This window comes from Pseudoflavitalea rhizosphaerae (genome assembly GCF_003991355.1).
Taxonomy (GTDB): Bacteria; Bacteroidota; Bacteroidia; order Chitinophagales; family Chitinophagaceae; genus Pseudobacter; species Pseudobacter rhizosphaerae.
Genome location: NZ_RCSU01000021.1, coordinates 1 through 22,613, shown reverse-complemented (window position 1 = coordinate 22,613; position 22,613 = coordinate 1). Strand labels below are relative to the sequence as shown.

Annotated in this window: 18 protein-coding genes and 1 tRNA gene; 11 read left to right on the top strand and 8 right to left on the bottom strand. The window is 38.9% G+C overall.

What is annotated here, in order from left to right:
• Positions 1-237: 237 nt before the first annotated feature.
• Positions 238-3,417, bottom strand: coding sequence for an ATP-dependent helicase (locus tag D9Y29_RS25025; protein ID WP_127132990.1), 3,180 nt, complete (start codon positions 3,415-3,417; stop codon positions 238-240).
• 254 nt (positions 3,418-3,671) lie between these two features.
• Here D9Y29_RS25025 and D9Y29_RS25020 point away from each other — a divergent pair, with 254 nt between their 5' ends.
• The 3 genes from D9Y29_RS25020 to D9Y29_RS25010 are packed head-to-tail and all read left to right on the top strand — an operon-like array spanning position 3,672 to position 6,358.
• The gene (locus tag D9Y29_RS25020) at positions 3,672-5,036 is read left to right on the top strand and encodes a sigma-54-dependent transcriptional regulator (protein WP_127132989.1); all 1,365 of its coding nucleotides are present in this window, start codon (positions 3,672-3,674) and stop codon (positions 5,034-5,036) included.
• Between the two features lie 13 nt (positions 5,037-5,049).
• The gene (locus D9Y29_RS25015) at positions 5,050-5,847 is read left to right on the top strand and encodes a response regulator (RefSeq protein ID WP_127132988.1); all 798 of its coding nucleotides are present in this window, start codon (positions 5,050-5,052) and stop codon (positions 5,845-5,847) included.
• A 4-nt stretch (positions 5,848-5,851) separates the two neighbouring features.
• Positions 5,852-6,358, top strand: a complete 507-nt coding sequence (locus tag D9Y29_RS25010) for an SRPBCC family protein (protein WP_127132987.1) — start codon at positions 5,852-5,854, stop codon at positions 6,356-6,358.
• Positions 6,359-6,405: 47 nt separating this feature from the next.
• On the opposite strand, the gene D9Y29_RS25005 is transcribed toward D9Y29_RS25010, so the two are convergent.
• On the bottom strand, positions 6,406-6,936 hold the full coding sequence (locus D9Y29_RS25005) for a tetratricopeptide repeat protein (protein ID WP_241238039.1): 531 nt from the start codon (positions 6,934-6,936) through the stop codon (positions 6,406-6,408).
• A 312-nt stretch (positions 6,937-7,248) separates the two neighbouring features.
• Between D9Y29_RS25005 and D9Y29_RS25000 the strand changes: the two genes are divergently transcribed.
• Both D9Y29_RS25000 and D9Y29_RS24995 read left to right on the top strand, forming a co-directional pair.
• Positions 7,249-7,320, top strand: a tRNA-Arg gene (locus D9Y29_RS25000).
• Between the two features lie 589 nt (positions 7,321-7,909).
• Positions 7,910-8,827, top strand: coding sequence for a restriction endonuclease (locus tag D9Y29_RS24995; RefSeq protein WP_127132985.1), 918 nt, complete (start codon positions 7,910-7,912; stop codon positions 8,825-8,827).
• 73 nt (positions 8,828-8,900) lie between these two features.
• Here D9Y29_RS24995 and D9Y29_RS24990 read toward each other — a convergent pair whose 3' ends face one another.
• Positions 8,901-10,229, bottom strand: a complete 1,329-nt coding sequence (locus D9Y29_RS24990) for a PIN-like domain-containing protein (RefSeq protein WP_127132984.1) — start codon at positions 10,227-10,229, stop codon at positions 8,901-8,903.
• A gap of 808 nt (positions 10,230-11,037) precedes the next feature.
• Between D9Y29_RS24990 and D9Y29_RS24985 the strand changes: the two genes are divergently transcribed.
• From D9Y29_RS24985 to D9Y29_RS24975, 3 genes are read left to right on the top strand one after another with little or no spacing between them, the layout of a single operon-like run.
• Entirely contained in the window at positions 11,038-11,259 is a 222-nt protein-coding gene (locus D9Y29_RS24985; RefSeq protein ID WP_127132983.1) for a hypothetical protein, read from the top strand.
• Positions 11,260-11,314: 55 nt separating this feature from the next.
• Entirely contained in the window at positions 11,315-11,605 is a 291-nt protein-coding gene (locus D9Y29_RS27110; RefSeq protein ID WP_127132982.1) for a helix-turn-helix domain-containing protein, read from the top strand.
• The gene (locus D9Y29_RS24975; protein ID WP_127132981.1) at positions 11,586-12,464 is read left to right on the top strand and encodes a reverse transcriptase family protein; all 879 of its coding nucleotides are present in this window, start codon (positions 11,586-11,588) and stop codon (positions 12,462-12,464) included. Before D9Y29_RS27110 ends, D9Y29_RS24975 begins: the two co-directional genes overlap by 20 nt.
• A 372-nt stretch (positions 12,465-12,836) precedes the next feature.
• Here the strand turns inward: D9Y29_RS24975 and D9Y29_RS24970 are convergent, their stop codons facing one another.
• On the bottom strand, positions 12,837-13,919 hold the full coding sequence (locus D9Y29_RS24970) for a sensor histidine kinase (protein WP_127132980.1): 1,083 nt from the start codon (positions 13,917-13,919) through the stop codon (positions 12,837-12,839).
• Positions 13,919-14,671 (bottom strand): response regulator, encoded by a 753-nt coding sequence (locus D9Y29_RS24965; protein WP_127132979.1) that lies wholly within the window; start codon positions 14,669-14,671, stop codon positions 13,919-13,921. Before D9Y29_RS24965 ends, D9Y29_RS24970 begins: the two co-directional genes overlap by 1 nt.
• A 729-nt stretch (positions 14,672-15,400) precedes the next feature.
• Between D9Y29_RS24965 and D9Y29_RS24960 the strand changes: the two genes are divergently transcribed.
• From D9Y29_RS24960 to D9Y29_RS24950, 3 genes are all read left to right on the top strand, one after another.
• A complete protein-coding gene (locus D9Y29_RS24960) occupies positions 15,401-16,078 on the top strand; it encodes a hypothetical protein (RefSeq protein ID WP_127132978.1) in 678 nt (225 codons plus the stop codon).
• Positions 16,079-16,156: 78 nt separating this feature from the next.
• Positions 16,157-17,032: a hypothetical protein gene (locus D9Y29_RS24955; RefSeq protein ID WP_127132977.1), complete on the top strand. Its 876-nt coding sequence runs from the start codon at positions 16,157-16,159 to the stop codon at positions 17,030-17,032.
• Positions 17,029-17,715, top strand: a complete 687-nt coding sequence (locus D9Y29_RS24950; protein WP_127132976.1) for a hypothetical protein — start codon at positions 17,029-17,031, stop codon at positions 17,713-17,715. The genes D9Y29_RS24955 and D9Y29_RS24950 overlap by 4 nt, the downstream gene beginning before the upstream one ends.
• Positions 17,716-18,549: 834 nt before the next feature.
• Here the strand turns inward: D9Y29_RS24950 and D9Y29_RS24945 are convergent.
• From D9Y29_RS24945 to D9Y29_RS24935, 3 genes are all read right to left on the bottom strand, one after another.
• Positions 18,550-19,542, bottom strand: a complete 993-nt coding sequence (locus D9Y29_RS24945) for a virulence RhuM family protein/type II toxin-antitoxin system death-on-curing family toxin (protein ID WP_127132975.1) — start codon at positions 19,540-19,542, stop codon at positions 18,550-18,552.
• A 706-nt stretch (positions 19,543-20,248) separates the two neighbouring features.
• Positions 20,249-20,917 (bottom strand): hypothetical protein, encoded by a 669-nt coding sequence (locus D9Y29_RS24940; protein WP_127132974.1) that lies wholly within the window; start codon positions 20,915-20,917, stop codon positions 20,249-20,251.
• A 714-nt stretch (positions 20,918-21,631) separates the two neighbouring features.
• Positions 21,632-22,438: a hypothetical protein gene (locus D9Y29_RS24935; protein WP_127132973.1), complete on the bottom strand. Its 807-nt coding sequence runs from the start codon at positions 22,436-22,438 to the stop codon at positions 21,632-21,634.
• Positions 22,439-22,613 lie beyond the last annotated feature (175 nt).

Sequence of the window (22,613 nt, the reverse complement as noted above, 5' to 3'; positions counted from 1 at the left end):
TCTGCAAACTTAGTTGGTTTATTGATAAGATTCTGCTAAACCTCGGAGTGTGGCCAATGGGGACTAAAAATGCCTATTGAGTTTACCCGGGGAGCAGTCGCTCGCCTCTGGCGAGTGACCTGTATTGGTTCGCCTCCGGCGAACACTGCGTCGCCGGAGGCGACTAAATAGAAGTCTCGCCGGGAGGCGAGCGACTGCCAGCCCTCCAAACTTTCTTGTCACCCTGCCAGCACCCTGCTATTCCAGTTCATCTTCCGTTTTAAGTTCATGCAGTGCAATGGCGAGATTATTTGTCTTTACAAAATTGCACCAGTGGCAATCTTCCTTGCCGCAACCGGTGTAGAAATCACGCGCATGGATCTTATCCCACACAGTTCTGATCTGTTGTGTAACGGTAGTGATATCTTCCGGCCTGATCACCACAGTTTCCTTATGGTATCCTTTTCTCTTTTTACTGGGTTCGATAAAATCGAATTGAGTACTCACTACCGTCCATTCTTTTTTATCATAATTGTCCACCAGCAATTTATAGAATACAGCCTGGCGCCAGTAGTCGCCGCCATGCGGGCTTTTATCAGGCTTCTCTCCGAAGCGCAGGAATTTATCGTTGTTCTTGTCCGGGTCGCCGGTTTTGTAATCCACTACGTTCACACTTTTTCCATCGAATTCCATTTTATCAAGCTTTCCTTTGAGGGGAACGCCTGCCACTACTACATTTCGGATATTTTGCTCGATGGTTACTACTTTGCTCCAGCGGAAGATGTATTCATCGTAATAATTGCTGAGTACTTCCAGTCCGTATTCAAACCTTCTTTCGAATTGTTCACGGGTGAAGCTTTCGCGGTGGCGGTTCATATACCATTTGAAATCTTCCAGGAAAACTTCCTTGAGCGGGAACTGTTCTCCGTTCGCTTTCATTTTTCGGAAGAATTGTTCCAGTGCATGGTGAACGGCTGAACCGAATTCAGTGTTCTCGTTCTTTGGCGCGGGAATGCGCACGAGGTTCTTGAAATAGAATTCCAGCGGGCATTTCAGGTAATTGTTGAGGGCGGTGAGGTTCATCACGAAAGCACTCAGCCTTTCTGCAATAAAGCCTTCTTCCAGCTCCCCTATTTCCGGCGCTGCATTCCTGCTGAGCGACAATGCCTGGAATTCCGCCTGCACAACATCGTCCACAAATACTTTCTCTACCGGGATATCATGGTGTTCCAGGATCTCGGCGATGAACCTGGATGGCTCCAGCTCACGGCCATCAGATTTAAATCGACTATACGATACAGTGAGGTATTGTTCCGCACGCGTTAATGCAACGTAAAAGAGGCGGCGCAGTTCTTCATCATCGCCGGATTCTTCTTTTACATTGGACTGCGAAGTGGCCGTGAAGATGGTATCCGGGAGTTTGTAACCGCCGCCCGGTTTTCTTTTCTTTTCCCAGAAGGCAGCATTGGCGCCTGCGATGAACACATGTTCAAACTCGAGTCCCTTGGAACCGTGTGCTGTGAGGAGGTTCACGCCTTTATCGCTACCGCTTACACGAACGAGTGGCAATGGCAGTCCTTCGCGTTCCATCAGATCGATGGTATTCACGAATTGCTGCACAGACATATTCGGTTGCCTTCTTCTTTCTTCCTGCACAAAATCGAAAAGTCCGGTGATCACCTGCAACTCCCATATTTTTTCTTCGCTTTCCATCATTCGGGCCAGTACCCCGGCTTCCCGGATGATCAGTTCGAACATTTGCTGTAAGGTAAGATTGGATACGCCACGGATCATCTTTTCCAGGACCATACTGGCCTGCTTCAGATGAGGATCAGGCGCAACAGTGAAAAGATCTTTAGCTGGACGGCTTGTTCTCTCGAACAGTAACCTGCGAAGTGAGATCTTATCGCTGGTGAATTGTTTATCGGCAACTTCTGAGCTGAGTTTTGCAATTTCGATGGGATGGATATCGAACCAGTCGAAGTGCAGGATCTCGAAGAGCATTTCATCCCCGCTGTAGGGAATATCATGCTCGGTAGCCAGGTAGCGGAGCAGGAGCATCAGCTTATTCACCAGTGGCAGTTCGAGAATATTGATATTTCGTTTACTGTATACCGGTATATTCTGCAAAAGCAGGTAGCTGGTAAGCTCTTCGCCGTATTTGTTCTCTTTATAGATCACGCTGATGCGGCCGGGCTGAACGCCTTGCAGCAGGAGTGTTTTGATCTCTTTGGTGATGCCGATCATTTCCTGGCGCTGCGATTCATATTCCCTGATGGACGGCATATGTTCCAATCCCATCATTTCAGGGTGCGATGCATGCAACTCCTTGGTGAGGCCGGGGATCTGCCGGATCAGCCTTTCGTTATTGCGGTTGATAAGCGATTGTGCTACATTCAGTATCGGCTGGGTAGAACGGTAATTCTTTGTGAGCACCACTTTCAGCAGATCATCCTTATAAGTATGCGCGAGGGATAACATGTTCTCCACGTTGGCGCCCTGGAAGCGGTAGATACTCTGGTCATCATCTCCCACTACGAAGATATTGGGGGTATCCCAGAAGCTGATAAGCAGTTCAACCAAACGGTTCTGTGTACCCGAAGTATCCTGGTATTCGTCTACGAGGATATAAAGGAATTGTTCCTGGTAGCGCGACAGCAGGGTTTTGTTCTCTTCGAAGCTGCGGATCACCCAGTTGATCATATCATCAAAGTCGTACCGGTTGCGGGACCGCATGAGTTGCTGGAAATTGTCGAACTCCATTACGGCTGCGCGGAGTTTTTCCATTTTTTCTTTTTCCTCATCGATCCTGTTCTGGTTGAGATCGCCGGCCTTATGTTGTTTGTAGGCGCGTTTGTAGGTGAAGCCATCGCGATTGGGAAGATCTTTCAGGTATTCATCGATCTTCTCTGCGATGAAGGCGGAAGTCCAGCCTTCGCGCTTCATGGTGCTGAAGAGATGCTGCAGGTTGTGTATTTCGAAGTACACATCGCCACGATATCTTTTCAGCGGGTGTGCCTTGGGGAAAGCATCGATCAATTGCGTGAACATTTCGATCCTTTCCAGGTCAGACACCGGGTCCAGTGCTGTTTTCTCGAATAATGATAAATTCTCCTGGATGATATCGTTACAAAAAGCGTGGAAAGTATAGATGTTCACTTTGTAGGCATCCGAGCCGATGAATCTCTGAAGTCTTTTGCGCATAGCCACCACACCTGCCTCGGTATAGGTGAGACAGAGAATATTCTGCGGTAATGAGTCAGTTTCAAGCAGGATCTTACCGATGCGGCTGGCCAGGATCTGTGTTTTTCCTGTGCCGGGGCCGGCAATCACCATTACGGGGCCTTCAATAGTATCTACTGCCAGTTTCTGCTCCTGGTTCAGATGGGCGTATTCTGCCTGGAATTTTTCCAGGAGTTGCTCTCGGCGTATGGACATATCTTAACAAAGATAGGTAGAATCGATTGTTACATAGGCGATTCCAAAATCCGGTGGAAAGCATGTGCTTATTGTAGGCTTCACATGGTTAAATATGCCGTTAACTGATTGAATTCCAGCTAAGAGATTTTTCTAACAATTGATAGCAAGTAGCTTACGATTGAAATTTTATGCTTATTTTAGAAAAGGGAAAGATTCTATTTCCGGGAATATTTTCCAGCCTTTTTCGTTTATTGATCAGTTAATCCAACATAATGAAAAATCAGAACGCACTCAGGATCTTTATCCTTGAAGATGATCTGTGGTACGGTTCTATGCTGCAGCATTATCTTTCATTGAATCCTGATTATGAAGTAAAGCGATTTGACAAGCCAGGAGATCTTTTCAACCAACTGCACGAGAACCCGGATGTTATTACCCTCGACTATTTCATGCCTGATATGGACGGCAGTGTGGTATTGAAAAAAATAAGGGAGATCAATCAAGACATTAAAGTTGTGATCATTTCAGGTCAGGAAGACCTGCGCACTGCTGTGAGCCTGGTTACGGGCGGCGCTTTCGATTATATTGTAAAAGATGAAGACACCAAAGACAGGCTTTGGAATGTTTTGCTGCACCTGAAAGAAATTGTAGGACTGAAGAAAAAGATTGCAGTGCTGGAAGAGGAAGTGGGTAAACGCAATGACTACTCGAAGTACCTGATCGGCAAGAGTGAATGCATGGAGAAGATCTTTGCGCTGATTGGTAAAGCTTCCGGCTCCAGCATCACTGTGTCTGTTTCGGGAGAAACAGGAACAGGTAAAGAGATGGTGGCCAAGGCCATCCATTTCAATTCCGAGCGAAGCAGGAAGCCTTTCATCACCGTGAACATGGCTGCAATCCCCCGGGAGCTGCTGGAAAGCGAGCTTTTTGGTCATGAAAAAGGAGCTTTCACGGGCGCGGTTACACGAAGAATCGGTAAATTTGAAGAGGCACATATGGGAACTTTGTTCCTCGATGAGATCGGTGAGCTGGATATCAGTCTGCAGGCGAAGTTGCTGCGGGTATTGCAGGAGCGCGAGATCACCAGGATCGGAAGCAACGAAGTGATCCCGGTTAACGTAAGGATTGTGGTGGCTACCCACCTGGATCTGATGGAAGAAGTACAAAAGAAAACATTCCGGGAAGACTTGTATTATCGTTTGATCGGTCTTCCCATCAAGATGCCGCCGTTACGTGAACGGGGCAATGATATACTGATTTTGGCGAAGTCTTTCCTGGATCAGTTCTGTGACGCCAATAATATTTCAAGAAAGAACCTCTCTCCCGAAGCCGCCAGAAAGCTGGTACAGTATGAATTTCCGGGAAATGTACGTGAGCTGCGTTCCATTATGGAACTCACTGCCGTGATGTCTGAAGGCGATACTGTCCGGCCGGATCATATCATGATCAATACGCCACCAGTGGCGATGCATGCGATGAATGGGAAAGAGCGAACGCTTCGAGAGTATGAAGTGCAGATCATCCAGCATTTTTTAGACAGGTACGACAAAGATGTGTTGCTGGTGGCGCGCAAGTTGGCAATGGGGAAGTCCACGATCTATCGAATGATCCAATCCGGAGAGCTGAGAATAAAATAACAATCCATAATCCATGTTGCAGGAAATCAACTACCAAAGCCTTGGCAAGCGAAAAATACTGGTAGCGGAAGACACCAGCGTTAATCAATTCCTCGTACGCAGGATCATCGAGGGCTGGGGCCTGGAAGTGGATATCGCCAATAACGGGCAGGAAGCACTATCGATGGTGCAGGAAGGTGAGTACGACCTGGTGCTGATGGATATCCAGATGCCCATTATGGATGGCATAGAAGCCACCAGGCATATCCGTCAGTTGCCGCAAAGTGTTAAGGCCACTATTCCTATTGTTGCCCTCACTGCCAATTTTCTCAAGGGTGATCGTGAGAAATATCGTGCAGCGGGTATGAACGATTTCCTGCCAAAGCCATTCAATGAAACCGCCTTATTTGTGGTAGTATCGAACAATCTGCAGCAGGAAGGTGTTCCTGTAAAACCGAAAGTTCCGATCCCCGAAAAGCGAATTACAACTAAAGATCAGCTTTATGATCTGAGCAGTCTGAGAGGTATGAGTGGCGGCGATGAAGGATTTGTGAACAAGCTGGTGCAATTGTATATCACGCTCAGTTCTGAATCGATACTGCTGATGAAAGAGGAGCTGAGGATGGGACGTTATGAAGAAGTGAGTAAGCTGGCTCATAAAATGAAAGCGCCTGCAGGCACGATGCGCATCAGTTCGATCAAGCATATCATTTGTTCCATTGTTGACCTGCCATTGGAAGATGCGGCGGCCCAAATGCCGCAACTGGTAGAGCGACTGGATACAGCCATGCAGCAATGCCTGGATGAGCTGCGAAAGGAATTTCCTGACTAATCATATGGCCCATCATTCAATCAAGGCGGTCCAGCGTATACCCATCAGCGTTGATGAAGCCTGGCGATTTTTTTCCGTACCGGAAAACCTGGTTCGGATCACTCCCGCGGATTTTTCGTTTCAAATTATTTCCCATCATCATGGCGAACGGATCTACCAGGGGCAGATCATCGAATACAAAGTTCGTCCGCTCTGGAATATTCCCTGGTACTGGATGACGGAGATCACGCATGTGCAACCTCAGCAATACTTTGTGGATGAACAACGGTATGGCCCATTTGGGATCTGGCATCATCAGCATCATTTTGATCCCGTAGCGGGCGGTGTGGAGATGACTGATATTGTGCATTATAGTGTTCCCGGTTGGTGGCTCGGCAGTCTGGTGAATAAGCTGATAGTGGGGAAAAAACTGGAAGAATTGTTCCGGTACAGGTTTGGTGAGATAGAGAAATTATTTGGAAAATGGGAAGGACAATGTTGTAATGTAAAGCTGTACCAGAGCTATAAATGAAAAACCCGGCAGAAGTGCCGGGTTTAATAGTGCTTTTGGATGGGGACTTATCCCGGGATCCTGGCGATATATTTTTCGATTTCTTTGATCTGCCCAACAACTTCCGGGTTGGTAGGTTTCAACGCTTTTGTTTTGCGGAAGTAATCTTTGGCAGCGCGGAACTCGCGTTTGTTCATCATGATATTGCACATCTGGAGGTAAGCAACGGCTTCTGATTCTTTATCGTTGATACCGGCGCGGAGCGCTTCGCGGATATATTTTTCACCTTGTTTGAATTCGCCTTTCTGGAGGGAGATCATTCCCATCTGGAGGAAGTTGGCTCCTTTCATGTCGGCAGTCATTTTGGTGGTGAGCGACATGCCTTTTTTCATGCTGGCTTCGGCGGCATCGAAATTCTGGTTGGCCATTTCGAGCTGTCCTTTTATGGTAAAGTAGGCGGAGCGGACAGGTTTGATGAGGAGTCCGGGAAATTTCACGGAGTTCACTACGCGCTGTGCGCCTTCGATATCACCAGCTTCCATGTATTCCTGTACCAGCCTGAGCGGTCCGATCAGGAAATGGCTGAGGAGGAGGATCAATCCAATGAAATATAATGGGAATGCGGGCCAAAAGCCAGAGTACATATTGGCGGCCACGCCTCCGAGAATCAGAATAATTCCGACGTACAATCGATAACGGATAATCCAGGAATAAAACTTCATAATCTATGCTTGATAAATGGGGCCAAAGATAGGCCAAAGAAACATAGGTTTGACGGGGATTTTCAGGAGGTTAGACCGGATTTTTTACAGAAGATTCTGAAAGAGTGTAAGATATGGTAGGAGCGAATAGTAGAAAACATTACATTTGCGGAAATTGATCCGGAGAGAAAGGTTTTCCGGGGAAGTTTTGGTCCTGTAGTTCAATGGATAGAATAGAAGTTTCCTAAACTTTTGATACAGGTTCGATTCCTGTCAGGACTACCCAAAGGGATTTTAGCTGAAATTCAAAGCTGAGATCCCTTTTTTTTTCCCTGAATCCCGCTGCTGGCCTGCGATTAAGAAAAATAGCGAATTGATTTTTGTGGTTCGCGTTTGCCCATTTTTCTTATTATAGAGTATGCCTTTTGGAATCAATTATTGATGCAACTCCTTTTTAGCATACTTCATAGAAGATAGTATGGGCATGAATTTGAGCATAATTTCATAGAGGTAAATTGTGTAGTTTTAAACGTTCGCGGTCGAAAATGAGAACGGCCGCAGTTAGTCAGCAACATAAAGAAACGGAAAAACTGAATAGACCGTTAGAGTAGTGAAAGGGGTATATTCAATACTATTGATGAACTGAATTTAAAAGAGAGAAATAAACTCTTACTTAAAGCTGCATGATATTGCTTATCCTTTGTTTACAGATATTACAATGGGAATAAATATTAGCATAATAACGTACTATACTCTTAAGTTTACTTACTTCTTGATAGGGGGCCAATTAAGATAATTAAAGTCAAATCAGAGGATCTGCTCTAATTTCATAATTCATAAGATTGAGTTCTCTCTTAAGCAAACTTGCAATATGAAATATCAGAAAATATCTTCTCAAGCATTAATAGCACTAAAAGACGCTTTGGCAAATGTTTATTGGAAAAAAAAGGAACTACGTCAATTCATAGAATTAACAATGGGAAACCCATATATTATTTCAACAATTGATTGGCAAGAAAACACAAAATATGAAAGTGTTTCTCAATTAATAGATAGAATGGCTGCAAGGCAGGATATTTACCTTAATGATTTACTTAGATTACTTCAGGAGTCTTCAAACATTGATGATTTTAGCCATTTAAAATACTGGGATGAAAAAGGAGATCTAACAAAGCGTGCAAAAGAATCAGTTGCAAAACTCAGAGTACAAACTAAAGGCTACTTAGATAATATAAATGACCTTAATAAAGCGGCCGAAAAGCGCGTTGAAAATATTGAAAAAGTAAAGCAATCAATATCGTTTGCTGAAAAATTGGGCGAACTGAAAAAGCAGTTTTTACAACTTGCTATATCCACAGATGCACAAAATAGAGGGTTTAGTTTAGAAAAATTACTAAATGAACTTTTTCATCTCTTCGATATGCTTCCAAAAGCTGCATTTAGAATAAGAGGTGAACAAATTGATGGTTCTTTTACATTTGATAACGATGACTATATACTTGAAGCTAAATGGCAGAAGACTCAAATCAATGCAGGTGATCTGTATAAGTTTGGTGGAAAAATATCAGGGAAGCTCAAAAACACATTAGGATTATTTATTTCACTAGATGGTTATTCTTCAGAATGTACAGAAACTGGCAGTTCAATTGTAAAATCTATGATCCTTATGGATGGGCAAGATTTAATGATGGTTTTCGATGGGAGAATCAGATTAAACGAAATGATTTTCATCAAAAGAAGGCATGCATCCGACACAGGAGAAATTTATTACCGTATTTCTGGTATCTGATGTTATGCTAAGTTGGAATCGATTCTTTTGTAATTAGCATTTGAAAACACATCGAATTATCTAGGAAGAAATGCTAGTGATCCCAAAACTCAGGTTTGGGATTAAAAGTAGATACTTCAATGAATTCGCCACTAAAATTAACGTAACCAACATAAGAAATAAAGCCATGAGCTTTATCAATTCCAAGTGATTTCAGTGAATGCGCTGTAGCCCTATCCTCGGCAACCCACACGATATAATTATCTTCAAAAATAAATGTTCGAGAATCCCGCAAGTTAACCAACTCATTAAAAGCCGCTTCTACGTCTTTTATTAGAAACCAAGTTTGAATGGTTTTAATATAAAGTGCAAATGAAACTCCATCGACAGTTTGTATTATATCTGCTCCTGTATCCTTAGCATGAAAATCTTTACCCCAAAAAGTATCATCTGACTTGAAGCGTTTTTTTGCCCAATTAAAGACTGCCAGTTCGATTTTTTCAATTTCGCCAACTGAAACTTCTTTCACATTTTCCAAGGCGTCTGGATCTACTTCCAAATTCAGAATTTCCTTTGCTTTATGAAGGAACTGAGCAGAACTATATGCCCAAAAATCAACTCCGCCTTCATCTTTCATCTCCTTGATTAATTCAATTCTAGGGCCAAGCACTTTCCTTTTATCTGATTTGTCCGTAATACACCAATCTATTTTAATATCATCAATCACAAGTAGGATGGGGCATTTCAACTTCTGGGCTAATTGAATCGTTTGCAACCAGATGATGAGATCTCCAAATTTTGCGATTCCAAATTCTTCCTTCTTTTTCTCGTCTTCATATCCAGGTGGAATCTTATGACGGTAACGAAACTCACCCACTTTTGCTATTTCAATCAAAGTTTGAAAAGGATAACCTGGTGTAACTTGAAAATAGCTGAGTAATTGGTCGTTTATTATGGATTTAGAATGATCCACCAATCTTTGTTCAATTTCATCATTTATCTTTTTTTCTAATTGCTCAACAGATTTGCAAAGAATATCGAGTGAATTATCAACTTCATCAAATATTTTTTTATCTAAATATGGGTGCCGCGATTCTTTACTCGTTTTCAACTTTAAATCCGCAATTTGACCGACAAGTGACTTTAAATTTTTAGGGAAAAGGAATTTTTCTTGAATCTCTTTATACAGTTCCTGTGGTTTGTTAGCAGCCTTTTCTTTGTTTTTTAGAAATTCATATTCAGTTTGGTTAGTAATCCATAATTTATCTTTCAATTTAGAAAAAATGTTATCATAAACATCTGTTCGGTTTGAATCAGACAACTCATAAAAATTCAAAATTGCTGAACTATCGAAAACGAAAATTGCTTTTTTCCATATTTCTTTTTCAACTTCATCTGTCCATTTATCGAGTAATTTTTTCATAAAGTCCTTGTTATTTATCAATAATGTCTTCTGCTTTATAATTTTAAATCAGCAAAAATCTTGTAACTCTTTTTTCGCTACGTTAATTATTTCATTCTTACAAGTTATCAAAAAGATCATTAAGAAAAATCCATATGCTGATTTCAAACAGATAGATAAATTTTTTCGCAAACTTTTAAAGATTGCAATTGCTCTAAATGCTAGAAAATTCACAAGAATCCTTAAATCCTCGAAAACTTCCTTCGCTGTTGTGTCCACCCAGGACTATGAGTAAGACAAGCCCACTGTAACGCAGTTGATTTTGTTAGTTTAGGGAAGGCTTAATATTTGGTAAGCTTGTTAATAACGATCTCAAACATGATTTTTCTCGTGGGTGTAAAGGCGATATTATCTGCATTTAGCATTGACTTGAAGCTCTAATCTAAAATTGCGTTGAAAATATTTTTGCAGATTTTATTAACTAACAGTAATATTTTATATATTTGCTTTCGATTAGCTCTTTGATAAATGATTCGATGTTGATGTCTTAAATGGAGTTCCCCATGACTGTCCGTAAGGGCAAACCTTAACAGGTAAACTAACTTCAGCAATTATCCTCTCATCTACCTCATCATAAAACTGGGTATAGGTGTATAAGACGATATTATGGTTGTTATTAGTGTATTAGTAATTATTATTAATACGCAGGAATTTAAGAGAGTGTATGAGAACATTGACTACGCGTTTAGGACATTGCACCTAACTATTCATATGATCCATTATTGCGAACGCAGGACAATAATGGTGTTGTCTTTAAAAACTATCTCATATGAGTAGATTAAAACAAAATCGAATTATTGATAATGCAATTGAAAGTATTGTATTTATCACCCAGAGCCAGAGTTCTCTTTCGGAGTGCGATGAAAAACTCGTAACTGAAGCATTGAACAGACTTCAAGCCTTAAAAAGGAAAAAAGGTAAAACGAATGGACAAATTCAGAAAGAAATTGTTGACATTATTTTACTTCTTATAAAATTCTTCTCTAAGTGATGTCTGTTTGTGTCAAATCAGTAATCCGATCACTCTCTAAATTTTCTCTTTACAAATGAATTTAGGAACTACGATAAAAAGTATTAGAAAGCAGAAAGGGCAAACTCAGATTGAATTTGCTCTTTCCTGTGGTATTACTCAAACCTATCTTTCTCAAATTGAAAGTAATTTGAAGGAGCCTAATCTTGCTACTTTACGAAGTATAAGCGAAAACTTAAATTTACCCCTTCCAATTTTATTTTTTTTGTCGATGACTGAGGACGATGTACAACCGTACAAAAGGAAAGCGTTTAAACTTGTTAGCCCTTCTGTTAAATCCTTAGTCAATGAGTTTTTCGCAGTCTAAAAGCGATCAGTATAAAAAATATGAGTTTAAAAAGCTCTGCTTTTTACTTGGCTTTAATAAGAGTAAAATAACAAAGCTGCTTGATTCTATTGATGCGAGCTACAGTGAATGGACAGAAAGCAAGCAAAACAATGATGGTGAGCCAAAGGCTTATTGGGATGGTACAATTAAGACGAGGACTTTTCGTATTCCTTCACAATTATTGAAAGAAGTTCAAATAAGAATCAAGAATAATATTTTAGATAAAATTCCTCTTCCTGATTGTGTGCACGGAGGTGTAAAAGGAAGAAGTAATATTACAAATGCAAAAAAACATCAGGGAAATAAGTACATTTTTGTAACTGACCTTCAAGAATTTTACCCAAATATTTCAATGAGAAGAGTGTTTCAGCTTTTTTCTAATTTAGGATACTCTCCTCATATTTCTCACTGGCTAACATTGCTAACTACAAGAAAAAATGAACTTCCGCAAGGCAGTCCAGCAAGTACTTCTATTGCAAATTTGATTTTCTTGGAAGCTGATACTGAATTGATGAAAATTTGTAAAGAAAGCAATATAACTTATACGCGTTATATTGACGATCTAACATTTTCATCACAAAGCGATTTCGGTGGTTTAGTAGATGACATTCTTCAAATTGTCATTAAAAATAACTTTAAAATAAGTCGTAGAAAAACCAAATATGAAGGAAAGCAGTCGGTCACAGGAATCGAGGTTTTTTTAAATAAAATCGATGCTCCTAAGCATATCATAGAAAAATCAATAGTTGAAATGAGTTCTAACTCTGAAAAGAAACCATATACCAATTATTTAAAGAATATCAGAAAAACAAACTGGAAGAGAAAAAATATTAGGTAAAACTAACGGTCATAAGAATAGACCCGCAGAATTAGAGTTTCTTGCAGAGATTGATGATGAATAAAACATCGAACTTTTTCTTTGCGATTATTATTCAGAATAGGCTTTAAATGTTGCTATTTTCTTTAAATCGTGAAGTATTTGGTTCGATCCTACAACCACTGGGGCTACAAATTCATAGGAGATTGATTTTTAAGCAAGTTAAAACTTGCTTTTTTAATGAATGTTTTGCATATCTATGATTTACAAATTGATGTAGGGTTCGAGGTTCCTATTGGGCTATATATCGAAATGTTGGCAATTCTGCTGCCCTCGGCTTTTTTCGATTCTATTTTACAGAGCTTCTTTTTTGTTTTTCTTATCTATACAAGATTAAATAGTCGACAGTTCAAATTCAAAAATATTTAACCCAATTTTGCCCGCAGCATTATTGTCTTTAAAATAATAGAGTTTGCTATTGTGAGCAGCAAGAACTTGTTGTGCTATCCATAATCCCATACCAATCCCGCTTTTGGCAAATTCAACTGCTCCCTCATCTCGAAAAAATTTATCAAAAATTTTATCCTTGTTTTCATCTTTTACGAATGGTCCAATACTCTTCACAGAAACTTTTAATTTCCCATAATAAAACTGTCTAATCTCAACGTCAATAGTAGAGTCTGGTGCAGAATACTTAATTGCATTATCAATAAGGACTAGTGGTACAAATTCGATTGAGTCATAACAGAGAGAGTTTTTTATATATGCTCCTCCTATGTTGCTGAGCTTTATTGAGACGTTTCTCTTTTTCAATACGATATGGTAAAATAGCTTTTGCACTTTATCAAAAAGCTTATAAATATTTATTTCGTTTGTCTTGTTGCCTAACAGTATGCTTCTTGGATTGATGATAACATCAATCATGCCCAATTGGGATGTTATTAAACCCAATGCATGATATAATGTTTGATATGCAGCATCGCTAGTATCCAATTTGTTTTCAAAAGTTGTCCCAGGCAAGGAGCGAATAATATCCTGGGTGCAATTAAAAAAAATGTTCATTGATGTTTTAAAATCATGAAACATACTGAAATTTTTCTCAATTGACTCTGCTTCCTTCTGGTCAATATACCCTTCAATCTCTGTCATTTTTCGTTGAAATAATGTAACATCTTCTTTGGCAACAATCCATTTCTCTCTAACAGCTAATCTACCTTTAGGAATAGAAGCATTGTCTTGAAAAATCATTCCATTTATTATCACACTAAATTCTTTGAATCTCATCAGAGTATTGTTGTATCCTTGCTGGCAAATATACTCAGCGCCATTCATTGCGGTTGATAAAGCCGCAATACAGTCTCTTTGTTTACATTTCGTTAAGCAAGTTTTATTCTGCTTAAGTTCGACCGAATCAAAAAATTCACCATTAGCTATATAAGGGAACTTAGATAGGGCGGTAAAAAGTTTTGCATCCATTAATTAAAAAATTTCATGATAGTATTTCCTACCGTCACAAGTTGACTATACTGTTGGTTGTTTTTTCTTGAAAAGATGAATAGCTCGTCCCATTGAGGAGTTGTTTTAGCTTTTATTGCAGTTACAATTTTTGAATCAATTTTATCTATTTCTCTCTTGGTTACATTGGCGTCTAAAAGTATTCTGTGCAATGATTCTACATATCTGTCGGGTCTATACGATTCCAGTATGAGTTTGTCAATTTTCTCTTTGATTCTAAGAAAGTCACTTGGTTTCGCAATTTTCTCATCTGCTAATTCCCAAAAACGAGCTTTGCTTAAATCATAGCTGTGCTGAGAATAGGCAATGATTATTTGATTTGGATTTTTCCTTTTTAGTCCCTCTAGCACACCTAGTCCATCATCTACGGATATATGCTCTGCTACACCTTTAATATCAAGTACAATTATGTCATAGTAACCATTTTCAAGCTTTCCATAATCGGTGACCTTGTTCCATTTTTCTACGGCATAGTTTTCTTCAATGAATAATTGAACTGGAAATCCGTCCTCATCATCTATGACCAAAATTCTCAACCTTCTTTTCAACTCTTCAAAAGAAAGAGTTGATTGAATGCTTTTTAATGACTTATATTTTTGTTTCCAAAAAAAGTTCCTGGATTGTCCCGTAAATCGATTATATATTTTTGTTGAAATAAAATTTACTAAAGAGCCTAATACGGCGACTCCTAGACCTAAGAAGAAGTCTTCCATAAGCAGTGTTTTGGTTTAGCATTGATAGAAAAATTGTGGAGTATTATTTGACAAATTTAGCGCAGGCTTGACAAATTCAAGTTTGCCAAATAGGAATTGTGTAGCTCCATTCTGATATATTTAAGGTTTAATTTTTATTGAGTAATTCACTCAGCAGTATAACAAATATATTTAACCGAAGGAATACAGGAAATCCTTTTTGCTAAACTTAAAGGCAGGGATTAGTTTTGTTGATAATTATTTGGAAGAAAGTAATTGTGTCTCCACTAATGGGAATAATTGGAGGTTTTTGACCTATACTAATGCATACCTTGATCAATTGTCAGGGTATCCAAGAGTGTAACTAGGGACTTGAAATTACTTACTCTGCCCAATATGGTTTACCGGAATGGTCATAAAGGGGTTTATTTTTACCGCGACTTTCGTCGATTTGCTTAGAGTAAAAACTTTAGCTAAATGCAAATAATTTCAAGCTGTTCCTGAATTTGGTTTCGCGCTGGTAATCATAGGGACTACACGTTCTACAGACTAGTTAATTTAAGCGTGCTTTTTCGTACAACGCCTTCATAACTACAGTATACCATTCTAATTATTTTCTTAATTAGTCTGCATCTGTTACTGCATATTCTTCCTGATTATCTGTAAAAAAAGGGTGTTTTCACGGGAGCCGAAAATGTTCAATTTCATTATTTTAGATCAATAACTGTTTTACGAAAATTTTTTCGCTTTATGAAGAAAATTTCTATAAAAGAGCTAATTGAATTTAGAAGGAAATCGGATAGAGGTAAGAAGACATTTGCTGATAATCTTAAATCAAATAAAATTGAGGTTCCTACTGAAGGTGGGGGTGATTATTGGATAGCTAGTTTAAGTGCGATCTGTAACTCTTATAGGCTAGATGATATAGAATTGGTCGATGACAAGATTGATGTATTGAAGGGTAAGCTCCAAAACACGAGTCATAGCATTACAAAGAATATGTACCAACGAAATATTTCGATCCTTGAGAAATATAGAGGAATGAGCTTAAAGATGCTACGTCCAAATGGTAAATTATCTTTTCTAAAAAAATCTTCTGTTAATCCAATAATAACGATAAAAGGGTTAGAAATAGAATGTAAACCGAGCCATATTTACACGTTTGGAACAAAAGACGCAGAAAAAGTTGGAGCGATTTGGTTTACTGCAAAAGTTAATGGTTATAAGCTTGAGGAGGTTGGTGTGTTTTGCGAAATGTTATACAAGTTTCTTAGGCATAACTATTCAAATAAATATGAATTAGCTCCAAAATATTGTACAGCAATCGATATGTTAAGCGATCAAATTGTAAATTATTCACAAATAGAAAGCGGAAGTGTTGTACAAGCCTTGACGCCTACATTAGATGAACTCAACAAACTCTTATAATCACGGCCTAACTCATACTTTTACGATTGTTAATATGAAGAATGAATCGTGACTGCATACACCATAAATACAAAAAAAGTGGAATTTACTCCTACCACAGGAGTTGATGTTTCTACACCTCCATTTATTGGCAACTTTAGTATCCATTCCAAGCTAACTCAATTAGGCATTAAGAAAGGTGCGAAGGCTGTGATCTTAATGCCCAAAGACAAGGATTTAGAGTTTACAAGCGTAGGTGAAATTTCCAATGTTTTTGAAACAACTGTAATAAAGCCTTTGTCAAGTGATATTGCCAGGGCTGCATCTGTTGGCGCACTAAGGCCCCGAGATACATATCGCCATAATTTTGAAATAGAAGTTAATCAGAAATTATTCAATAATAATTTATTAAATGAGTTAGAGTATAGCCTAAGAAATGTATATCGGTATAACAATCCAGTAGTTCACTTTCAAACCCAGTTTCGAGAATTGAATGAAGACGATTACGAAACAATTGTTAAGGGATTGGTTTACGCCACGAGAACTACATTTGGTAAACTAGTAAACTCTTTACCACGGCATAATAAGTTAGAGTTTATGATACAGGCTATGAATAAATTCTCTACAATTGATTTTGCTAAAATATCATTGCGAAGTGGTCTGGATTATTTATATGAATATATAGAGCGAAGAATATTAAGTAAGGGGTTGCTTCTGGTAGAGATTGACAAATTACTCAATAGTAAATTCAAAGATATATTACCACCTAATGAGGTTGGTTTTATCGATCCCGATACGGAAAAGCATAATACAATAAGTATACAAGCCAAATATTTTGAGCATTTATTTAGATTAGAAAAGGAGCACAATTTGAAAGAGTTTGTAAAGAAAAAAATTAATGAAAATTTTGAAGCAGAGGGAAGATTTGATAAGATTTTTGAAAAAGAAACTTGGCCAATTGATTTAAAAGCATGAAAGATTTTATTCAATATATTAACCAGTATTCCGAATTTTTGAGGCAAAGTGCTGTTTGGCATAACACTAAAGACATAATTGCACCAGTAATTGGCATAGATGATAAAGAAGCCGCAACAGACAATTACATTTACGAATTCTATTGTTTAATTAAGATTTTAGAGGACTTGCGGTATAATTATGAAATTCGATTTGTAGAAGGAAAGGGGAATTTTAAATACAGATTTCCTCAAGCGGCTGCTCCCAAAGGTGGTAAACCTAGATTCCATGCTTTCATTGACGATAAAATGGAATTTCAAATTTGTGCTGGGACGATGATAAAATGCGAAATAGACACAGAAAAAAACCATCCAGATATTTCTTTTCAAGTTGCTGAATCATCCAACGATCCTTCACAAGAAGATTTAATAATTATTATGGATGCCAAATTCAAAGAAAGTCAACAAGCAAGTTTACCCAAGGATGAAGTATATAAATTTGGTCAAATAGTAGATCTATTTAACTTACGACGCGAACCTCAAATCAAAATTAAGTTTTCTAAATACAAGAGCTTTTTGGGGAATTGCTTAATTACTAATGTGGCTTCATACTCTAATAACTCCGACATCAGGTTATTACAAAAATTGCGAATCAAGGAAGTTGAAAAATTTTCACCAACGTCTAACTATAATGTCCTTGGCTAGGTAGAGGTAAGCTATTTCAAAGGTTGATATAATATCATGACCCACTATTCCTAGAGGTATTTTCTTGGATGGAATAATTTTATCGCGAACCCTAAAGGTTGTTGTAAGACTTCATAATACAGAATTGTAATTCAGCAAACAAGCCGCGAACTTTTGAGAGTAGGTTTTTGCTTTAAAATGTTTTAGAATCCACCAAAAACACCAATTGTTCCAAAATTTCGTTCGATGTCACAACCATCGGGGCTACCTAGTAAATTGAAAGCTTCAAGTGATTGTACTTGAGGCTTTTGTATTTTGAGGCGTTTTTCCTAAGTAATTATAATATTCTAATTCTCAAATTGGAATTGATTTGATTTGATTCTTTTCGGCTAGCTCTCCTAGTTATAACCATTGATCAGGTTTAAGTTAAGAACTCTTCAACGTTTTCAGGAGAAATAATCCTGGTTGCAGTACCGGGATAATTATTTGTAAAAGTTTCAGGAAAGAGGGGCTTTACATTTTGCCTCATTTGAATTCAAACGCAGCGAGCTGTCATAATATTTTTGGATTTCAATCCGACTATATTATGATATTGTTGGATTTGCAAGATGTGAGGAGTACTTGATAATGATGCGAATCTAAACAAATTCGATAGAGCGAAACAAAGTAGATAGTTGAACCAGATCAAGTCTGAAAAAGTTCGAGAACCGTTCCGGGTGAACTATATTTGATAGCCAAGCACTTATATAACAAAATAGGTTCTTTTATATTTCAATGCCCTCTTAGCATACTCTACTCCATTTGCCACTAAATGGAACGTACATACGAAACCTATCTTTGATTATACAAATTATATCAATTATAGCCATTGATCAGATTGACTACAACCTGCGTCATAATTTCTTTTTCATCCGGCTTACTTTCTGCGATCATAAGGGTTAGCGCCACCAGTGCATTATCAGCTATGCGTTTTGTCCCATCTTGTCGGTAAAGCAATCCATTTTTTTCAAGGAACCAAACAAAAAGGAAAGCTGCAATACGTTTGTTGCCATCGGAAAAAGAGTGGTTCTTGACTACGAAATATAATAGATTAGCTGCTTTCTCTTCAACGCTGGGATAAAGATCAGCTCCGGCAAAGGATTGATAGATTGTTGCAATCGAGCTTTTGAACGATTCATCCTTTTCATTACCGAATAGACTGCTACCTCCGAATTTATCTTTCAGGCCATGTATAGCCTTTATGGCTTCATTATATGTTGCGACAAAGGATGGTTTCTTGTGCGTTGCTTCTATAGTTAGTGTGCGGTGATCGTATTTATCTAATACGTCAAGCGCATAGGTGTAATCAGTCAACACCTTCAGTAAGCCATTGGCTTCATCCGATGTTAGGGTTTTTGCTTCCAGCACGTTTCCTAGCAACCGGACGGTTTGCTTCAAAGCGTCGAATTGTTGCGCCTGATCAGCCAGTAGTTTTTCATTAAGGGAATAACCTTTAACAAGATAATCTTTCAATATGTTATTGGCCCATATGCGGAACTGGGTTCCGCGCAGGGAGTTTACCCGGTAGCCGACAGAAATAATCATATCGAGGTTATAACGGGTGATATTGCGTGTAATCTTTCTTTTACCCTCTTTTTGAACTTGTGCAATTTTTGCACTAGTTGACAATTCATTTAATTCCAGTGACTTGTAGATATTTTTGATATGCCTGGTAATAGAGGTTCGGTCTGTCTGAAAAAGTTCTGAAAGCTGCTGCTGGTCAAGCCAAACTGTGTCATGATCCAATGATACGTCAATGGATGTCTGACCATCAGGAGATTGATAAATAATGATCTTTCCGTTTTCCATGCGTTTTAATAAAAGATAAAGTTAGCTGACTTGTAAACAGGACGAACCAGGAAGGAAATAAAGGCCAGGAATGCTTAAAGTGTCACTCCGGCAGATTGGCGAAACCTGTAAATCGGGCCAGAATTGGACGAATACAGGCGCCATCGGCGGTTACTACACGGGATTCTCAAATAAAATGGAAATCCTCATTTTTGTTTCCATTCGGCATTCCGCCCGTTGATCGTATCTGCCATAAATAATGTACAGGTTTGTTTTTTTAATAGACTTTAAATACACAGTACTTGGTACTTATGTGCGAATATAAGTCAATACACTCGTCTATTGCGGTACTGTCAGCAACCCTTTTTTTCAACAAATTAATTCTAAAACTATACTGATAGGATTATAAAATCTGAAAAGTCGAATTCGAATTGGTTCGACTTTCCGCTCCTTGCCTCTACCGAAAGAGGGGCTGAAATTCAAAGCTGAACTCCCTTATTTTCATATTTGAAATCTGCTGCTGGCCAGCAATAAAACAATCAGAGAACTGATTTTTGTGGTTCGAAGTTGGCAATTGATCATTTTTACAAAATCTGTTTAAAAAGCCTGTATCAACTTTTACATTTTGTAAATTCTAGAGATCCTTAGATCGAAAGGCTGAGACATTGTGAGATATAGAATCATGTCATAGCTAAATAATTTCTCGATTTAAGAGTACGTATTTGTTTCAAGTAGACAATTTCAACTTTATAAGTTGCCAAATAATGCCTGAGCCTACAATAGAACCCAAAAGCCATTGCCAATTTGTTATAAAAAATTGTTTCACATGATGAGGCGGATTCATATTTACATAAACTTCCTTTTCAATTGCTTTCAAGCTTTTTGTGTAGTTCGTATTTCCTACCTTTACTTGATACCCTATATTGATTAATATTTTTTGATGACCTATTTTTTGGGGTTTAACATGCCACTCCCAATATGTGAGTTCTTTAGCAAAGAGGGGTTGTGATTTTATGTCAGTAAAAGGCTGGATTTCGAAATGCTCGCCAATTAACGAGCAGGATATTATTTCTGAGGGTGGAATTTCAATTGTGTTATTATTTTCCTCTTTGACCTCTATTAATTCTTTCTTACTAGCTACAGCAATAGTGTGATGTGTCTTCCCAATTTTCATTGGAGATTGAACCGATATTTCAAGGGTATTTCTTTCCCGTTTTTCTGGGTAAGTATCTGAGCTATTTCTTGATCCTTTTAGTTTGGGGAGTGCTGACTCTTGCTGATTAAAAGAAACTGAAGAGTTGAAAAGCTTTGCTTTTTTGGTATAAAAGAAAAATAGGAAAATTGTAATCAGAAGGAATGATACTAATATTACTATGGAGAAAGATAGCCAACTCATATTCGTTCTTTTTTCTATAAGACTCTTTTCTTAAATATAACAAATTTATTGAGTGTTAGGGATAGATTAATTTGGACTGAAATAGTTTGAAAGTCACTTGTGTAAGTGAAATCTTACCACAAAGATTAGTATATGTAATACCCTAAAAAGAAATCATACATGAAAATAGAATTTGATAGACTTCAAAAGATTATTTCTGAGTCACCCCCTATACCTTCCCATTTCGACACTCATCAATTTCCCTGCTCACCATTTGAGAAATGGAATTAGATGATTCCAAGCAAATGAAGACAAAGTTTATCAAGGAACGGACCTCTAAGTAAGAAAGCTTAGAAAGCATCTTGTATCTAATCCCTTAATATTACTGGGATCAGTCATGAGTTCATAGCGAAGAATTAGAGAAACTGCATTGAAGCAAACCCGAAGCATAATCGATAGCCGCGTGCATCAAAGGTGGACTTGATCCGGGAATGAGCCGCAGCTATCACAACCGGAGATAAATGAGAGATAGAAAGATGATTTTACATGATGGCATGAGCATCCATGAGCTTTTTCACGCATTCCGAAAGCCGTTCTAACATTCCACTAAGAAAATTCAACCTGGCAACATCTGAAAAGAGTAAAACAGTGCAATACATCTCCGCGGAGCGATTGCTCCGGAACTTGTTATCGAAATTTCCATTAAAAAATATTGAACTGATCCACGTATTGCATCTACTCCCGTTGCTGCTTCAGTCGCGATCGATCATTAAATAGATGGTGAGATAACACAACCGGCAGCATTTCTTTTTCATGCTGCCAGCGTTGTACTCCCCGCGACTTCCAGGACTTCGTCTGTTTGATTCTTTTTGCTTGTTTCCGTTGTTTTTTACTGATGGTCTGTGTTGCCAGGATCTGGATGGCGATCAGGTCTGTGGCGAGGTATCGTTTATCTAACAACGGTAGATCGTCCTGGCAGGCAGTGACTTGCAGGGCGAGGATGAGCGTGCCTTGTTTGGGAGCGATGGCATCGAACTGTACCCCTTCAAAGGGCTGCGCCAAATCCAGGAACCGCGACTGACTAACGGGACTGGTTATTCGGCCGGTGACAAAATTGATGCTTGCAGCAATGAGTTTTACTTCAAGGTGGGTAGCTTTTTTCGGGAGATCGGGCAACCGCTGCGAAGGAATATGCAGTTGGTTATTTTGATCTAATACCCACTTGGGGAAGAAGGTTTCGATACCCGTTTGGTGGTTGAACCGAAACCCTTTCAAGCCTTCCAGGCCGGACTGGATCAGTGTTTTGTTGAGCCGGTTGACCGAGCCGCTATCTTTTCTTCCGTTGAGGTATGGTGCGAATGCCTGCCTGATGAGTTTACCCTTCCGGCTGGCGATCCCGAATTGCTGTGCCGCCTGCCGGGTGGCTTTTGTTTGATGCACTTTTACTGGTCTGCTGCGCAGACAATGCACCCCGTTGCGATAGTAGCCAATCAGATCACCGACCCTGCCGGTGAATCGGATCTGTCCAGTCTGGATTGCCATATTGCAAAAATTTGTTATGAAATTATAGAATATCCGGGAGGTGGTTTGAGATGAAACCGTTAAAAAATGGAAAAAAGGATTGTTGCGGTTTTTGATAACTGCGGTTAGGCATCGCTGCGATGGTGCTGTACAGGGTAATGGGATATTTTCGATTTGATCATTTTTTCTGCGATGG

What these genes read in the sequence shown, in the direction of transcription:
- D9Y29_RS27110 (WP_127132982.1), top strand. Translation starts at nt 11,315, where the DNA reads ATGAATTTAGGAACTACGATAAAAAGTATTAGAAAGCAGAAAGGGCAA.
- D9Y29_RS25015 (WP_127132988.1), top strand. Translation starts at nt 5,050, where the DNA reads ATGTTGCAGGAAATCAACTACCAAAGCCTTGGCAAGCGAAAAATACTG.
- D9Y29_RS24970 (WP_127132980.1), bottom strand. Translation starts at nt 13,919, where the DNA reads ATGGATGCAAAACTTTTTACCGCCCTATCTAAGTTCCCTTATATAGCT.
- D9Y29_RS25010 (WP_127132987.1), top strand. Translation starts at nt 5,852, where the DNA reads ATGGCCCATCATTCAATCAAGGCGGTCCAGCGTATACCCATCAGCGTT.
- D9Y29_RS24995 (WP_127132985.1), top strand. Translation starts at nt 7,910, where the DNA reads ATGAAATATCAGAAAATATCTTCTCAAGCATTAATAGCACTAAAAGAC.
- D9Y29_RS24985 (WP_127132983.1), top strand. Translation starts at nt 11,038, where the DNA reads ATGAGTAGATTAAAACAAAATCGAATTATTGATAATGCAATTGAAAGT.
- D9Y29_RS24965 (WP_127132979.1), bottom strand. Translation starts at nt 14,671, where the DNA reads ATGGAAGACTTCTTCTTAGGTCTAGGAGTCGCCGTATTAGGCTCTTTA.
- D9Y29_RS24960 (WP_127132978.1), top strand. Translation starts at nt 15,401, where the DNA reads ATGAAGAAAATTTCTATAAAAGAGCTAATTGAATTTAGAAGGAAATCG.
- D9Y29_RS24940 (WP_127132974.1), bottom strand. Translation starts at nt 20,917, where the DNA reads ATGAGTTGGCTATCTTTCTCCATAGTAATATTAGTATCATTCCTTCTG.
- D9Y29_RS25020 (WP_127132989.1), top strand. Translation starts at nt 3,672, where the DNA reads ATGAAAAATCAGAACGCACTCAGGATCTTTATCCTTGAAGATGATCTG.
- D9Y29_RS24975 (WP_127132981.1), top strand. Translation starts at nt 11,586, where the DNA reads ATGAGTTTTTCGCAGTCTAAAAGCGATCAGTATAAAAAATATGAGTTT.
- D9Y29_RS24990 (WP_127132984.1), bottom strand. Translation starts at nt 10,229, where the DNA reads ATGAAAAAATTACTCGATAAATGGACAGATGAAGTTGAAAAAGAAATA.
- D9Y29_RS24945 (WP_127132975.1), bottom strand. Translation starts at nt 19,542, where the DNA reads ATGGAAAACGGAAAGATCATTATTTATCAATCTCCTGATGGTCAGACA.
- D9Y29_RS25025 (WP_127132990.1), bottom strand. Translation starts at nt 3,417, where the DNA reads ATGTCCATACGCCGAGAGCAACTCCTGGAAAAATTCCAGGCAGAATAC.
- D9Y29_RS24950 (WP_127132976.1), top strand. Translation starts at nt 17,029, where the DNA reads ATGAAAGATTTTATTCAATATATTAACCAGTATTCCGAATTTTTGAGG.
- D9Y29_RS24935 (WP_127132973.1), bottom strand. Translation starts at nt 22,438, where the DNA reads ATGGCAATCCAGACTGGACAGATCCGATTCACCGGCAGGGTCGGTGAT.